At 42.9% G+C, this 16,229-nt stretch carries 13 protein-coding genes; 9 read left to right on the plus strand and 4 right to left on the minus strand.

The features are described from left to right. Positions 1-5: 5 nt before the first annotated feature. The 6 genes from AC4CU0_RS00675 to AC4CU0_RS00700 are packed head-to-tail and all read left to right on the plus strand — an operon-like array spanning position 6 to position 5,650. Positions 6-1,259 carry an MFS transporter gene (locus AC4CU0_RS00675; protein ID WP_180172267.1) on the plus strand — a complete coding sequence of 418 codons (1,254 nt, stop codon included), beginning with the start codon at positions 6-8 and terminating at the stop codon, positions 1,257-1,259. Next, complete coding sequence (locus tag AC4CU0_RS00680; protein WP_180010791.1) at positions 1,256-2,104, plus strand: ABC transporter permease; 849 nt, start codon at positions 1,256-1,258, stop codon at positions 2,102-2,104. Before AC4CU0_RS00675 ends, AC4CU0_RS00680 begins: the two co-directional genes overlap by 4 nt. Further along, positions 2,101-2,895 (plus strand): ABC transporter permease, encoded by a 795-nt coding sequence (locus AC4CU0_RS00685; protein WP_490743577.1) that lies wholly within the window; start codon positions 2,101-2,103, stop codon positions 2,893-2,895. Before AC4CU0_RS00680 ends, AC4CU0_RS00685 begins: the two co-directional genes overlap by 4 nt. A gap of 12 nt (positions 2,896-2,907) precedes the next feature. Further along, positions 2,908-3,963 carry an ABC transporter substrate-binding protein gene (locus tag AC4CU0_RS00690; protein ID WP_490743578.1) on the plus strand — a complete coding sequence of 352 codons (1,056 nt, stop codon included), beginning with the start codon at positions 2,908-2,910 and terminating at the stop codon, positions 3,961-3,963. A gap of 2 nt (positions 3,964-3,965) precedes the next feature. Beyond that, positions 3,966-4,799 (plus strand): ABC transporter ATP-binding protein, encoded by an 834-nt coding sequence (locus AC4CU0_RS00695; RefSeq protein ID WP_180007966.1) that lies wholly within the window; start codon positions 3,966-3,968, stop codon positions 4,797-4,799. 20 nt (positions 4,800-4,819) lie between these two features. Then, positions 4,820-5,650 (plus strand): ABC transporter permease, encoded by an 831-nt coding sequence (locus AC4CU0_RS00700; protein ID WP_490743579.1) that lies wholly within the window; start codon positions 4,820-4,822, stop codon positions 5,648-5,650. Between the two features lie 171 nt (positions 5,651-5,821). Here AC4CU0_RS00700 and AC4CU0_RS00705 read toward each other — a convergent pair whose 3' ends face one another. Then, a complete protein-coding gene (locus AC4CU0_RS00705) occupies positions 5,822-6,916 on the minus strand; it encodes a sigma-54 interaction domain-containing protein (protein ID WP_490743580.1) in 1,095 nt (364 codons plus the stop codon). Between the two features lie 230 nt (positions 6,917-7,146). On the opposite strand from AC4CU0_RS00705, the gene AC4CU0_RS00710 reads away from it, so the two are divergent. Together AC4CU0_RS00710 and AC4CU0_RS00715 are read left to right on the plus strand one after the other, a co-directional pair. After that, entirely contained in the window at positions 7,147-7,362 is a 216-nt protein-coding gene (locus tag AC4CU0_RS00710; protein WP_067765474.1) for a TOBE domain-containing protein, read from the plus strand. 45 nt (positions 7,363-7,407) lie between these two features. Further along, positions 7,408-8,232, plus strand: a complete 825-nt coding sequence (locus AC4CU0_RS00715; protein WP_078191493.1) for an ABC transporter ATP-binding protein — start codon at positions 7,408-7,410, stop codon at positions 8,230-8,232. Positions 8,233-8,395: 163 nt separating this feature from the next. Here AC4CU0_RS00715 and AC4CU0_RS00720 read toward each other — a convergent pair whose 3' ends face one another. The 3 genes from AC4CU0_RS00720 to AC4CU0_RS00730 form a co-directional block, all read right to left on the minus strand. Further along, positions 8,396-9,760, minus strand: coding sequence for an LLM class flavin-dependent oxidoreductase (locus AC4CU0_RS00720; protein WP_180010779.1), 1,365 nt, complete (start codon positions 9,758-9,760; stop codon positions 8,396-8,398). A gap of 254 nt (positions 9,761-10,014) precedes the next feature. After that, a complete protein-coding gene (locus AC4CU0_RS00725; RefSeq protein WP_490743581.1) occupies positions 10,015-11,382 on the minus strand; it encodes an MATE family efflux transporter in 1,368 nt (455 codons plus the stop codon). 147 nt (positions 11,383-11,529) lie between these two features. Beyond that, positions 11,530-12,684, minus strand: a complete 1,155-nt coding sequence (locus AC4CU0_RS00730) for a methionine aminotransferase (RefSeq protein ID WP_180059671.1) — start codon at positions 12,682-12,684, stop codon at positions 11,530-11,532. Between the two features lie 230 nt (positions 12,685-12,914). Here AC4CU0_RS00730 and AC4CU0_RS00735 point away from each other — a divergent pair, with 230 nt between their 5' ends. After that, entirely contained in the window at positions 12,915-16,229 is a 3,315-nt protein-coding gene (locus AC4CU0_RS00735; protein ID WP_490743582.1) for a type VI secretion system Vgr family protein, read from the plus strand.

Consider the following 16,229-nt stretch of genomic DNA (forward strand, 5'->3'; position numbering starts at 1 on the left):
CAGCCATGAGTCGTCCGATTGAAAGCAATGTAATTGCCAGTCCATTAACCACCAAATTTATGAGCAGTTTTGTGCTGCTCACGATTTTGGCTGGACTGGGTGTGGGTGTCGCACGGGTATTAATTTCCTTGTATGCCGTGCATTTAGAAGCCACCGAATTGCAATTGGGGCTAATTTCTGCAGCGCAAAATTTTGGCATTTTGATCATGGCATTGCCGATTGGTGTGTTGGTACAGCGCTTTGGGTCTTTGAAAATATTCTGCATCGGCAGTGTGTTGGGCGCCGTGGTGTATAGCTTAACGCCACTCAAAGCCGGTGCATGGTATCTCTTTGCAGTCACAGCCTTAGTAAGTTTTGTCTTACCCATGCGCTTTGTTTCGATCAATACCGTTTTTTTGAGCAACTTAAAACGTTTAGGTCCAGCCCGTGCGGGTTGGTTTCGCGGTTCGCACATGATGGGATATTTCCTGATTGCGCCTGCATTGAGCGTGTTGTTGATCGAGCATTTCGGCTATGGCGGAAGTTTTTATGTGGTGTCTTTGCTTTTTTTAGGCACCTTGCTGTTGGCTCCGTGGTGCTTTCAACGTAGCACTCCACAAGCGACGAATTGCCCGCATTTTCAATGGCGGGATATTGTGGCGCCTTTGGCACTCATCAAAACCCATGCCTCATTACGGATTGTTTGCATATTGGAATTTTTGAGCAGCGTGGCAAATAACTACTTTGGCTTTTTCATTGTGGTGATTGCTATCCAAAGTTTTGCACTTTCAGAGCCAATGGCGGTGATGCTGCTGACCGTACAAGGCATCGTCTTTGTGGGATCGCTATTTAGCATGGGCGGTTTGGCTGAGCTGATGGGTTATCAAAAGTTTTATTTGATTGGCCTAAGCCTGATGGCAACGGCATTACTGATTTTAGCCTTAACCAAAATCACGCTGTTGATGTGGCCTGCTTCGGTCATGTTTGGACTTGGACTCGGTATGTTGCATATCGCCAATTTTATGTCTTTCGCCCGAGTGGGTGAGCAAACCGCGATGGCTAAGATTTCTCCAATTTTAGCCCTCGTCGGACCTTCGGGTGGACTGTGGGGTGGCTTGATAGGCGCCGTATTTGGTGCACAGGTTGGACTACAAAATTTATTTTTACCGATCGGGCTGGTGTTTATTGGTCTGATTATTTTGATCAGCAAAGATCAGGAATTTATTCAATTTTTAAAACCTGATGTCTCAGAACAGAGCGTAAAAGGACAAGAATTATGAGCCTTACGGATGTATCTGCACATTCGGTTCCCTTGCAAAGTGACCGAAGTGCGTTGGATTTTTTTAAGACCTATTTAAAACTAACTTTGCAAGTGGCGTGTGGACTCCTGATGCCAGTTTTGTTGTTCGGTCTATGGTATGTGGCAACACTGAAACAGTGGTTGCCGGAGCAGATTTTACCTGCACCGAGTCTGGTGTGGCAAAGCACAGTCGAATTATGGCAAAGCGGTGAATTGAGTTTTCATTTTGCTATCAGTGCCAAACGGATTTTATGGAGCGTCTTGCTTGGTGCCAGTGTCGGGATTTTGCTTGGTACTGTGTTGGGACTGGCAAAGCGTAGTCGGGACTTTATCTTTCCGACAGTGAATCTTGTTGCGCAATTTCCGATAGTTGGCTGGATTCCATTACTGATGATTTTTTTAGGCATCGATGAAGCTTTGAAGATTGCCGCTATTTCATTGGCTGTCTTACCGCCGCTGTTGATTGCAACCTATAAGGGCATCACGCATGTGCCGAATAGTTTGATGGAAGTGGCAGAGGTTTACCAATACAGCAATTGGCAGAAACTCAAAGAAGTGATTTTCCCAGCTGCACTACCCAGTGTGATCAGTGGTTTACGTCAAGGCATTATGCAGGCATGGTTGGCATTGGTTTTTGTCGAGTTATTAGCAAGTAGTGAAGGAATTGGTTATCTCATGGTGTGGGGACGTCAGCTAATGCAGATGGACTTGATCTTCATGGCGATCATTCTGATTGGTATTACGGGCTATGTCTTAGATACCTTGCTGGCTTGGTTAGAAAAAACGGCACGCTTTCACGCAACCCGAGTAGGAGGGAACTCATGAGCATTCTTTCATTACACGGGGCAGCGCGCCAAGTCTTAGTTAAAGCCGCAAAAGCACTCGTTCTACCTGTGACATTTATCGCACTGTGGGCTTTGGCTTCACAGCAAAACTGGGTCGATCCGAAGTTGATTCCTAGTCCATGGCTCGTGCTGCAAAAAGCAGTGACCGTGCTCCAACAACCGAGCTTTTTGACAGGTTTTGGCGAAAGTTTGGCACGTAATTTTATTGGCTATGGCCTAGGTGCGATAGCAGGTGTGTTGTTTGGGATCTTGATCGCGAGTTCACGCCTTTCGAATTGGTTATTTGCACCGAGCTTTCATGTATTGCGTCAAATTTCGCTGTTTGCATGGTTGCCACTAATTTCGACCTTTTTAGGTGAGGGACATGGCGCCAAAGTGCTGTTTATTACCTTATCGGTGTTTTATCCCGTGGCGCTACACACCTTTGAAGGTGTGAGCAGTATTTCGCATAAATATCGTGAAGTGGCCGAAGTCTACCAATTTCCCAAGACATACGCGTTTCGTAAATTGATATTACCCGGCGCTTCGGCTCAGATTTTTGTCGGTTTACAACTTGGGCTGATTTTCGCATGGCTTGCCACTATTGGCTCTGAATTTTTATTGGCGAACTATGGCAATGGTCTGGGCAATATCGTGATTCAAGGGCGTCAGGCTTTTGATGTCGAACTGATTATTTTTGGCATGTTGCTGATTGGTGCTGTAGGCGTGTTGCTCAATACGGTACTGACTTGGGTTGAACGTAAAGTTTTAGCTTGGCAGCAGGTTGGATAGGAGAACATAACAATGAAAAAAATGACAATCCATAACATTCCTCAACTCTGGCGCAATATGTTCCTTGCAGCATTGGTCGGTGGCACAGCCTTGGTTGGTTGCAGCACGCAGCGAGTGGATGAACCTCAGCAAGTGGCTTTAAAAGAACTACGCTATCAAAGCTATCCGGGACTGGTGTCCTTACCTGAATTGGCACAAGACTTGGGCTATTTAGGCGACGTTAAACTCAGTTATGTCGGCACGGTACAAGGTGGGCCACAAGATTTACTTACCTTGGTGGCCGGTGATGTTGATTTTGCTGGCGCCTTTAATGGTGCTGTGGTGAAGGTCATCGCTGCGGGTCTAGATGTGGTCCCAGTCGTCGCATCTTATGGCAGTGATGCTGAACAAAACGTGGGTTTCTATGTGCTAGAAAATAGTCCTATACGTGGCCCACGAGACTTTATTAGCAAGAAAGTCGCAGTGAATGCCTACGGGGCACATTATGACTTTGTGGTGAAAGACTATTTGGCTCGTCATGGCTTAACTGACGATGAAATCCGACAAGTTGAGCTGATTATGTTGCCACCAGTGAGCTCAGAACAAGCTCTACGGAATGGTCAAATTGATATTGCGGTGTTCTCAGGCATTTTGGAAAAACGGGCCTTAAAACATGGTGGTGTACGTAGCATCTTTAAAGATATTGATTTATACGGGCCCTTTACCGCAGGCAGTTTTTCGATGCGTGGAGAGTTTATTCAAGCGCATCCTGAGTTGGCTCGTACTTTTGTCAGTGGCGTGGCCAAAGCTCAGGAATGGCTACACAACACGCCGAAAGAGCAAATCATTGCCCGTATGGAAAGCATTATTGAAAAACGTCAACGCAATGAAAATACAGCACTTATTCCATATTACACAGGCACAGGTGTCCACGAAGTCGGTGGCGTGCAAAAAGATCAAGACTTTGCCCCATGGGTGAGTGCCTTAGAAAAAGAACACAAATTAAAACCGAATCAAATTGAGGTCAGTCGCATCTATAGCAATGAATTTAATCCCTATGCGAAAGACCAAAAATCAAAAGGAATATAACAATGACCAGTGCATTACATTTAGATCACGTACGTAAGGTATTTCCTGCACAAAACCATGTCGGCAGTAAAAACTATAAGCCTGAATTTGTTGCTGTAGAAAATGTCACTTTGGATATTCAACCGGGTGAATTTGTTTCAATCGTAGGGCCAAGTGGCTGCGGAAAATCTACATTATTAGACTTAATTGCAGGTTTAACCAAACCGTCGGCCGGGCAGATTTTACTGAGTGGCAAGCAGATTACTCAACCGGGTTTAGACCGTGGCATTGTGTTTCAGCAATATGCGCTCTATCCATGGTTAACCGCACTGGAAAATATCGAATTTGGCCTAGAAGCCAAAGGCGTAGCAAAAAAAGAACGCCGTGAAAAAGCCGAATACTATTTGCAGCTTGTAGGCTTAAGTGGCTTTGAAAAGCATTATCCAAATGAGCTTTCAGGTGGGATGAAGCAGCGGGTTGCGATTGCCCGAAGTTTGGCTTATGAACCAGAAATTTTATTGATGGATGAGCCCTTTGCTGCCTTGGATGCGCAAACCCGAGAAACCTTACAGGCCGAGTTGATCAATATCTGGAAAAGCTCGAAAAAAACCATCGTTTTTATTACTCACAGTATTGATGAAGCGATTTATCTGAGTCAGCGCGTGGCGATTATGACCTCAAGACCGGGGCGAATTAAGGACGTGATTGAAATTCCTCAAAGCCTGCGCAGCTCCAGTGAAGATGTCCGTTCATTGCCTGAATATGGCCGAATTCGCCATAAAATTTGGTCATTGCTCAGTGAAGAAGTGATTAAAGCGCAAGCCCTCGAAAAACATAAACAGCTTGCACATAACTAAAATATTCAGAGGATTCATTTATGTCATCGACTAAACAAGCCATCAGTTATACGCAATCGTATAACGACATTAAACCCAGACTACAATTCACTTGGTTAAACACGGTCTTTAAACGCACCATTGCCATTGTGGCTTTTTTCTTGCTGTGGGAGATTCTGCCGCGGAGTGGTGTGGTCAATCCGGCTTTCTTACCGCCGTTATCTTTAGTATTGGAAACCACATGGCAGCTATATCAAAGCGGTCAATTAGGCATCCATTTCTTGGCCAGTATAAAGCGTTCCATTATTGGGTTCATTTTGGCCCTAGCGATCGCCATTCCTTTGGGTCTCATCATCGGTTGGTACAAGCTCGTGGCTGAAACCTTAAATCCATTGTTAGAACTGTTTCGAAATACCACAGCACTAGCATTAATGCCGCTGTTTATCTTATTTTTAGGCATTGGTGAAACCTCAAAAATCAGTCTGTTGGTCTACGCGTGCACATGGCCGATTTTATTGAACACTATTACAGGCGTACAAACGGTCGATCCTTTACTGATTAAATCGGCACGAACCATGGACCTAAAACCCTATCAATTGTTCCGAAAAGTGATTCTGCCTGCGTCGGTTCCGACGATTTTTGTCGGTATCCGTCTGGCAGGGGCAATTTCTATTTTGGCCTTAGTGGCAGTAGAAATGTTTGGTGCCAAAGCTGGTCTGGGATATCTGATTATTTATTCGCAATTTAGCTTTGAAATTCCACAAATGTTTGTAGGCATATTAGTCATTACCCTCGTAGGCTTATCCTTTAACTATTTCTTGATTGGACTAGAAAAATACTTTACAGCGTGGAAACGAAACCCGGTGGAATAATCTAGAAAAAATGGAAAAATAAATAAAAACCTCGGGATATACCGAGGTTTTTTATTACTGATTTTTTATATTTAAAATAATGCAATGAATAAAGAATAATGTAGATGAATATTTATGTATCAGTTTTTGGGATTATTATTTTAATGTGGAATAAATAAAAATATGACTTATTTATAATAAGCCATATTTAATTAGGCGAGTGCGAATCACGTTCCTTGTCACTCCAAGCAAACGAGCCGTATGCACTTGATTGTATTGACAGTGCTGATACGCACTTCGGATAAATTTTTCTTCAATCAGATCATTAATATTGTCATGCTTAAGTTGATTTGCGGCTTGAAAAATTTGTAAAAAGGTCTGCTCAAGTAACTGTCCAGCATCTTGAATATCTTTGATGTTGGCTACAGCAGAGGTGGCATTTTGTAAGTTAAACGGTTCTGCACGCGAAAACGACGATGCACTTTGAATACTCGAAAAACTAATATCTTCTGGTTCAATCACACCTTTTTCACTGACTAAAATCGCATGTTGAATGGTATTTTCTAATTCGCGAATATTTCCCGGCCAGCTATGTAAATGGAGTTTCTTGAGCGCCAATGGGCTGAGGCGTAATGGTGTGTCATGTGGGTTGGTTTGATAGACCTGAATGAAGTGTTTAACCAAAGGCAAAATGTCACCACGACGCTCTGAGAGACGTGGAATGCGTAGCAACGCCACATGTAAGCGGTAGAATAAATCTTCCCTGAAACGCCCGTCCTGTACGGCATGCTCTAAATCGACATTGGTTGCGGCTATGATTCGGACATTAATTGGAATGGATTTGAGTGAGCCGACTCGAACGATCTCTCTTTCTTGTAAAACACGGAGTAATTTGACTTGCATAGGCAAGGACAGATCACCAATTTCATCTAAAAATAAGGTGCCATTATGGGCTGCTTCAAACCAACCGACACGGCTATTAATTGCCCCTGTAAAGGCTCCTTTTTCATGTCCAAATAATTCGCTTTCGACTAATGATTCGGTAAAGGCACCACAGTTCACTGCGATAAATGGACCTCTGGCACGATGGCTCAATTGGTGGATTTGGCGTGCAACCAATTCTTTACCTGTGCCTGTATCACCAATGATGAGTGCATTGGTCTCACTTGGTGCAATTTGTTCAATTCGAGACAACAACGCTTGCGATAACGGGTCTGCAAAGACCGTCGCTGTTGCCCGTTTATGTTTCAGTGCAGAGGGCACTGCAGGGTGGGTCAAAATAGACATATCGTTTCTTATAGTTGTTGAAAATGCAGATCATGATGAAAGATTTAAAAATAAAAGATAAATAATAATTCGATATTTAAATATCAGTTTCACCGATAAATTCATGCGTGGATTATTTATCTGATTTTAAGATAAATAAAATCGGGATAACTAAAGGATAAATCAAGATATAGCAAGTGATTGAACTGTTTTATAGTAAAGCTCTCTAAATAACAAAAGGCATAATTAAAATGGCGATTACTTCAGTAAATGTGCGAAACCAATTCAAAGGCGTGATTAATGAAATCGTAGAGGGTCCTGTGGTTTCAGAAATTGATGTGGAAACCAAAGCGGGCTTTTTTACGTCCGTAATCACGACGCGTTCGGTGAAGGATTTAGATTTAAAAGTAGGTTCAGAGGTGGTGGTGTTAATTAAATCGACGGAAGTGTCACTGGCTAAACTCTAAGGTTTAGTCCAGCAAAGTTTGTCAGCACAAATAGAGAATAATGATATGAGCGTAGAACAAGCTGGTTCGGTTTCTATTCAGCAGCTAACGAAACATTATCCCACACAAAAGCAAGAAGACTTAACCGTACTTGAGGACATTAACCTGAATATTCAGCCGGGTGAGTTCATCAGTATAGTGGGGAGTAGTGGCTGCGGAAAATCCACACTATTACGGTTATTGGTTGGTCTAGAGCGTCAGTTTCAGGGCCAGATTTTGGTTGATGGTCAGCCTATACAGGGCACGAGTTTGGAACGCGGCATCGTGTTTCAAGATCATCGTCTGTTTCCATGGTTGACGGTACGGGAAAATGTACGGATTGCATTGCATAAAAGTCAGTTTAGCCGTGCAGAAGAAGATGTATTGATTGATGAGCATCTGGAGTTGGTCAAATTAACCCAATTTAAAGATGCTTATCCTTCGCAGTTGTCTGGTGGGATGAATCAACGTGTGGCGATTGCCCGGAGTTTGGTGAATCGACCACAGATTTTACTGCTCGATGAACCCTTTGGCGCACTTGATGCATTGACGCGTCAAAATTTACAGGATGAATTACAGCGAATCTGGCAAAGTGAAAAAATCACCATGATCATTGTCACCCATGATGTCGAAGAGGCTGTCTTTTTGGGCGATCGAGTGGTGGTCATGCAGCCGCATCCGGGACGAATTAAACGTATTGTAGATATTCATTTAGCCCATCCGCGTAAACGCGAAGATGTCCGTCTGACCAATATTAAAAATGACATTTTGACTGACTTTAGTGATCCAGTAAAAGATCAGTTGCTTGAACCTTTATCTCACCGATTTGCCGATTATAAATTTGCATGGTAAGTCTGAATTGACCATCACCTAAACTTTTAAAAGCCCTGAATTCAGGGCTTTTTTAGGCTTATCAAATATAGGTCAGTATGATCATCGCTTAAGTTGGATCAATATCAGTCCATAAAAATGCCCCAGTTGGGGCATTTGTTTTTCAGTTTTATTAAACGTTGGTTTATGAGGCTTGGGAGGTATGTCTTTTTTCTAAAACATATTGGTTTTCAGGTCGTTTTAAACCTAAGTTTTCTCGTAAGGTCTTGCCTTCATAAGCCGTTCGGAATAGACCGCGACGTTGCAGTTCAGGAACGATGAGATCGACAAAATCATTTAACCCCGCAGGTGTTGTTGGCGGTAGGACATTAAAACCATCGGCAGCGTCATTCTCAAACCATTCCTGCAGTTGGTCTACGACTTGTTCAGGCGTGCCGATCAAGGTCCAATGTCCACGGGCTGAAGCGATATATTGATAGAGCTGACGAATACTAAAATTGTGCTTACGGGCAATATCAATCATCATCTGCTGACGACTGGAGAAATTAATGTCTGCATCTTCTATTTTCGGGAAAGGGGCATCTAGATCAAATTTGGCCAGATTAATGCCACCTGCCAAAGCAGACAATAAACTTAAACCCACTTCTGGGTGAATTAAGCTATTTAAAAAGTCATATTTTTCTTGGGCTTCTTGCGCTGTCTTGGCAACAAAGATCGAGACACCCGGCATAATTTTCAGGTCATCCGCATGGCGGCCATATTTCACTAAACGGTTTTTGACATCACGATAAAAGGCTTGCGCATCTGCTAAATTCTGTTGTGCAGTAAAGATCACTTCGGCATATTTACCGGCCAGTTCACGACCATCTTCAGATTGTCCTGCTTGAACAATCACCGGATAGCCTTGCGGTGGCCGAGAGACGTTGAGTGCACCCAGTACTTGATAATATTGACCTTGATGATTGGGCTGATGTTGTTTGCGGGCATCAAAAAATTGCCCGGTTTCTTTGTTGTAATGGAAGGTATCATCCTCCCATGAGTCCCAAAGTTTTTGAGTCACCTCAATAAATTCATCGGCACGTTCATAACGCTCTTTGGGTTCAGGGTGCTGCTGAATGTTAAAGTTTTTTGCGGCATCGGCAGAAGCTGTCGTTACTACATTCCACGCAGCACGACCTTTAGAAATATGATCTAAAGAAGCGAATTTTCGCGCCAAAATGTAGGGGTCTTCATAAGTCGTGGACGCTGTGGCAATAAAGCCAATATTTTGCGTCACTGCCGAAAGGGCAGCAAATAATGTGACAGGTTCAAAGCCGACGCCTTTATCGCCCAAACCTTTCTCACCTTCGACAGCAGAACTCCAACGGACAGACAGACCATCAGCAAGAAAGTAGGCATCGAATAGACCACGTTCGGCGGTTTTTGCCAGTTCAATTGCATAATCAATATTGAGATGATCTTGTGGGCGAGATTCAGGGTGGCGCCAACCCGCGACATGCTGTGAGGTGGTTGGAATAAAAGCCCCAAGCTTTATTTGACGTTTAGACATAAAAAATTTCTCATCCCAATTATTCTTAAAAGATAAAAGGGATAAGAACAAAATCTATGCCAAACCGTAATTGTTTGAAAATATGCAATTTTTAATTTTAATTGGTTCTAGTTGTAGATAAATCAACAGGATATAAAGCCATGTGTTGAAATATAAACAGCAGTTTAACGGCAAACTTTATGCATGAGTCCGCACAAGATTTTTCATATTGAAATGCAAAGCTGTGGATTGGCATTGAACGCTATTAGCGAACCTTATAGCAATACTTTGATGGCTTTTCGTCTCCATACCAGTTGGTAATACAGCCCTTGTAAAATACATAAGCTGACAAAAGCCAAAGCATAGGCATACCAAATGCCTTTTAAGCCCCACCATTCACTAAATAGGTAGGCACACGGCACTTCAATGCAAATAATCGCCATAATATTAATAATCATCGGCACGGTCACCGTTCCACTAGCCCGCATAATGGAAGCAAAAATCGCACTGGCACCAAAAAATAAAATCGACCAAAGCACAATGAACAGCAATTCTTGACCGAGAACCACAACTTCAGGATCTGTAATAAACAGCGCCATTAAATGTTTAGAGAATAAATAGCCCAATGCGACCAAGATACCAGTAATAATGAAATTCATCCCGATGGCCGTACGTTTCACGCGATTAATTAATTCAGATTGACCCGAACCGATGGCTTGCGCGGCAAAAATAGAAGCTGCAATCGCGATAGACAAGGCAGGGAATTGGATATAATTCAAAACCTGATTGACCGCGCCATATGCAGCAGTGGCATCAGCACCATGGCGGTTAACTAAACCGACAATCACGAGACCGGCCACAGAGGTCGTGACCATCTGTATACCCGTAGGAATGCCTAGTTTTAAGATAATTTTGCTGAGATCATGTTGATGGCGAATATGACGAATCAACTCGAAGTCGAGTTTGAGCGGGTGATCTTTCTTTTTTAAGTAGAAATATAAAAATACCAAGGCAATTAAAAAGCCGATATGACTGGCAATGGCAGGGGCAATAATACCTAAACTTGGAAATCCAAATTTTCCGGCAATCAGCACGGGTGTAATGATCAGCCCTGAACCAATGGTCATACCTGACGCAATCAGCGGTGTTGTACTGTCACCGACCCCACGCAAAATCGAGGTGTAAATAATATAAATAAAGAGTAGTGGGCTACCGGCAAGCATCCATTGCACATAAGGCAAAGATAAATGCATCACGTCAGGGGCTGTGCCTAAGGCCAATAAAATGGGCTTGGCAAATATAACCCCTAAAAAGGCAATGATGCTGCCACCAATCAAGGTCATAAACAGGGTGGAACCCACCACAGTACGAACTTTTTCAAGATTCTGCGCGCCCCAAGCTTGCCCCACCAACACGGTTGCACCTGCCGAGAGTCCAATCACAAAAGCCATTAAACAGAACAAGATCGGGAAAAATACCGCAACCGCTGCAATGGCATGCACCCCAAGCATCTGACCGACAAAAACGGTGTTAATGGTCCCAGATAAATTTTGCAAAATATTGGTGGCGATCAAAGGCACCAGAAAAACTAAAAACGTTTTCCATAAATTTTGCTGAGTAACGAGGGACTGTTGTTTTGACATGCTCAGGTCCTAGACACGGCTTTTTATGATTTTAAGTTACTGATAACACTATCATGTTGGCATTCAAAAAAGCCTTAGTTTTTGAGTAACCAAGGCTTCATTATTTCTACATGTCTGTTTTAAAAAAACGTTTGGGCAGATACTGCTTTAAACTGTGGAGAGAATCTCTGCAGCTCGATCTAAGGTGGCATCTTGTTTGGCAAAACAGAAACGTAATAATCGTAAATTTTCAGGCGGTTTTTGATAGAACACTGAGACAGGAATCGCCACGATTTTATGTTGTTCTGCCAACAACTGACACATTTCCACATCGCTTAAATTTGGGCGTATGGCACTGTAATCAAGGTTTTGGAAATAGGTACCTGCCGATGGAATCAACTCAAATCTAGAGTGGCTTAAGCCGGCATTGAAACGGTCACGTTTGGCTTGGTAAAAATCGGCCAATTCAGCAATGTGCTCAGGATGTTCTGCCATAAAGTTAGCCAGTGCCATTTGTACGGGCGTAACACCGCAGAAATTGGCAAATTGATAGATTTGGCGAAACACTTGCATCAAGGCTGGCGCTGCAATGCAATAACCGGTTTTCCAACCTGTGACGTGAAAGGTTTTACCAAATGAGCCCACGACAAAACTGCGTTCACGCAGCTCAGGAAATGACAAAGCAGATAGATGCTGACGACCATCAAAAATTAAATGCTCATAGACCTCATCCGACAGCACTATAATATTTTTATCTTGAATCAGTTCGATCAAGTTGAGCCAGTCCTCACGATCCCAAATAGCACCTGTTGGATTATGCGGTGTATTGACAATAATCATCCGGGTTTTATCGTTAATCGCAGCGGCAACACGATTCCAATCCACAGTAAAATGTGGCGTCTCTAAGGCAATGTGAATGGGATGAGCCCCAACCAATTTTACACTGGGCGCATAACTATCATAGCTCGGATCAAAAATAATCACTTCATCATCCGCATGAACCACGGCTTGAATGGCACTAAAAATACCAATGGTTGCACCCGGGGTAATGGTCACTTCGGTGTGAGGGTCAATATTTAATTGGTCTCGATGGGCAAACAGTTGGACCAATTGCTCACGTAAATGCATCAGTCCATCGCCGGGTGCATATTGGTTAAAACCCTGTTGCGTCGCATCACTTAGCGCATTTAACAGTGCTGGAGGTGCAGGAAAATCAGGAAAACCTTGAGATAAGTTCAGTGCATTTAGACGCTGCGCCATTGCGCTCATGACGCTAAAAATAGTCACACCTTGTGCAGGCAGTTTGGATTCAATTGTGATCATGGAGCTTAAAAATTTTTAATAGGTTGCATTTTGAGTGTAGCAGCATCTCAGCGACTGCGAAAAGTTAGATCCGTAGAATTGATCCTGCATTGATGATCCTATTCACTTGAATACTAAAGTGTTGCAAAAGCCAAAAAGAAGAATTCAACAAATTATTTGCAAAATGGGGTAGACGAAAAAACAATCATTTCCTAAAATGCCGTCATTAAAAAATTAAATACATAATAACAATGCTTAAAAATATTCACGCCATGGTGGAAAACTTTGGCTTTAGCGTACAGAAACGTGCGCTACACATTCATTTCTCAAATGAACACCTAAATTCTGAAGTTTTTATTCAACGGATTGAAGGTCAACACTGTATCAATCAAGGCTTTCGTGCGGAAATTATTTGTCTCTCGACCAATGCTCATCTTGCTTTAAAGCAGTTTATAGGCGGCCGAGTGGCTGTCGATCAAGTGACAGATTTGGGACAACTCAGTCGCCTGACTGGTGTGATTACTGGGGCTAGCCAAGGTCAAAGTGATGGTGCACTGACCGTTTATAAACTGGTGATTGAGGATGCGACAGCACTCTGGCATAAGCGTCGTAATAGCCGTGTCTTTATGAACAAATCGGTACGGGAGATGACCGAGATTATTTTTAGTGAATGGCAGCAAAAAAGCGCATTATTTGCCGCGAGCTTGAGCCTCAACATGGATGGATTGACTCGAAACTATGATGTTCGGCCATTTACTATGCAAGCCAATGAGAGTGACTACGAATTTCTGACTCGACTGTGGCGTAGTGAAGGGATCAATTGGTTAATTGATGAAGCAGAGTTATTTGTTGCATTTTCGGCTGCACCGATGCAAGCACAGCAACTGCGTTTAATTGATACGAATCAGGCTTATAGTGCTTTAGAGCGGAAAAAAATTCGCTTTCATCGGAGTCATGCCACGGAACGTTTAGACACGATCACCAGTTTTGTGGCAGAACGTTTTTTACAATCGACCACGATTCAAACGCAGCGTTGGCAAGCTCAATATTTGGCACAAGACCAAAGTAATCCGCTCTTAAGCGCCCATGCACAGAGTGAGCAACAGCACAATGAAACCTTAAGTTTAGAGCAGGCTTGGACCGTAAGTTCGGCTTGGACAACTGACCTTAAAGGTGCAGATCAGGCGACCACTTCAAATACACAGCAATTGGATCAGTTGAATCGGCAACTCAATCAATATCAGGAATTACAAGCCAAATATTTTACCGCCAGCAGTAGCGTAAGGGATGCACAAGTTGGGTATTGGTTTGAATTAGAAAATCATCCTGAAATCGATCAACATCAAACGACAGATCGTGAATTTCTCATACTGGGGAAAGCATTTTATAACCAGAACAATTTACCCAAAGATATTTTGGTTCAATTAGAAAAGTTACTTGCGGCGAGCCGTTGGCTATCTTTAGGGGATGAACGGCAGGCCAATGACCTATATGTGGTCCGTCGGCAAATTTCTGTGGTGCCTGAATATGATCCTTTATTACACCGGCCACCTGCGTTTCCACAGCGGGCTAAAGTGGTCGGTCCAGAAGGTGAAAGTATTTATGTCGATGCTTGGGGGCGTATCAAAGTTCGGTTTACGTTCACCCGCAGCGATGACCACAGTCATGATGGTGGAGCAGGGAGTAATGATAATGACAGTGACTCGGCTTGGGTCGATGTACTGACTCCATGGGCGGGAGAAGGTTATGGCGCACGTTTCCATCCTCGTATTGGCGAGATTGTGGTGATCGACTTTTTTGAGGGCGATGTGGATCGTCCCTTTGTAGTAGGACGAATACATGAAGCTGAACGCTCTCAAACCATGTTTGACCTCAAAGGTCAGCTTCCTGAAACCAAAAAACTCAGTGGTATCCGCTCGCAAGAAGTTGCGGGAGCAGGCTTTAACCAACTGCGCTTTGATGACACGACGGGGCAGATCAGTACCCAATTACAAAGTAGTCATGCGGCGACACAGCTGAATTTAGGTAATCTCAGCCATCCTAAAGAACAAGACAGTAGCCATGGCCGTGGTGAGGGGTTTGAGCTGCGAACGGATGCTTGGGGAGCAATGCGTGCAGGTAAAGGTTTACTCATTAGTACCTATGCACAGGATAAAGCAGTTGCCGATCATCTTGCTGCTGCTGAAGCTCAGTCTCTTTTAAATCAAGGGCATCAGAGCATGAATATGCTGAGCGGTTTAGCCGTAAAGCAGCAGACCGATGCATTAAATGTGATTAATCGTTTGCCGAAGTTAATAAACTCTTTAGAAATCAAAAGTACTGCCGAAGCTGTTAAAGCGACTTTAAATTTGTTCAAGGAAGATTTAAGTCGAGACCCATTGGCAGCGTTAAAAAACTGCAAAAGTTTTGTCAAAGAAATGGGCTCAATCGCACATGATGTCAAAAGTACAGTAAAAGAATTTAAAGCATTCTTTAATGATGCCGAAGATGCCTTTGATAACTTAAAGTCTGTCATAGATCATATTGAAGAAAATGGTAAAGATGTGATTCAGGGGAGAGTCGCAAGTCTGAAAAGCAACCTAAAAGAGGATCCATTAAAAGCATTAAAAGATGTGGGTAAATTGATCGAAGACATCAAATTTAACCCTGATGATTTATTGAATAATGGTGGTTTTGGTTTGCCACCAGCGATGACACCCATAAAAGCATTAGAAAAAGTACAAGGCTTTATAGAAGGCTATGCGCAAGGTTTAGAAAAATCCAATACAGCGGCAAAACAAGAACAAGGCAAATTATTCCGCCAAGCGTTGATGTTGCTTGCATCACCTAATGGTATTGCACTCACCACACCGGAAGATATTGTTTTACAAGCCTCGCAGGATATTGCAGAAAGTGCACAAGGTTCGATTAATTTCAGTGCTCAAAAGAATATTGTCGGGCATGCACAAGACAAAATCAGTTTGTTTGCGGCTCAAAAGGGCCTGAGTGCTTATGCCGCAAAAGGGAAAGTTGAATTACAAGCCCAAGATGATGCTATTGAAGCAATTGCACGAAAGGTGATTAAGCTCATTTCAACGGAAGATAAAATTGAAATTACAAGTCCTAAAGAAATCGTGCTGACCGCAGGGGGCTCGCAACTGAAAATTAATGGCAGCGGAATATTTACCACGACAGGCGGCAAGTTTGAGAGTAAGGCGGGGCAGCATAGTTTTGAGGGGGGAGCGACTGTAAATGCGCAATTACCTAAGCTGCCTGAAAGTGGGTTGTATAGTATGAGATTTGACTTAAGTCAAATATTCGATACTAATATATTAAAAAATATGAAATATAAACTCATTAACCATTCTAAAAAAATTGAAGCTGAGTACCAGTTTGAGCAACAAAGTAGTGCACGTATTTATAGTGATGCTATTGAAAATGTAGAACTGGCATTAGTACCAGGTGCTTATATAACTCTATATCAAAAAAATGCAGCAATGGATGCAGAGTCTTTAGATGAAGAAATTCAAGGTTGCGGATGTGATGACGAAATGCATCTTTGTGATGAAATTAATTTAGAAATATAG

The organism is Acinetobacter sp. LipI_15, assembly GCF_058242865.1.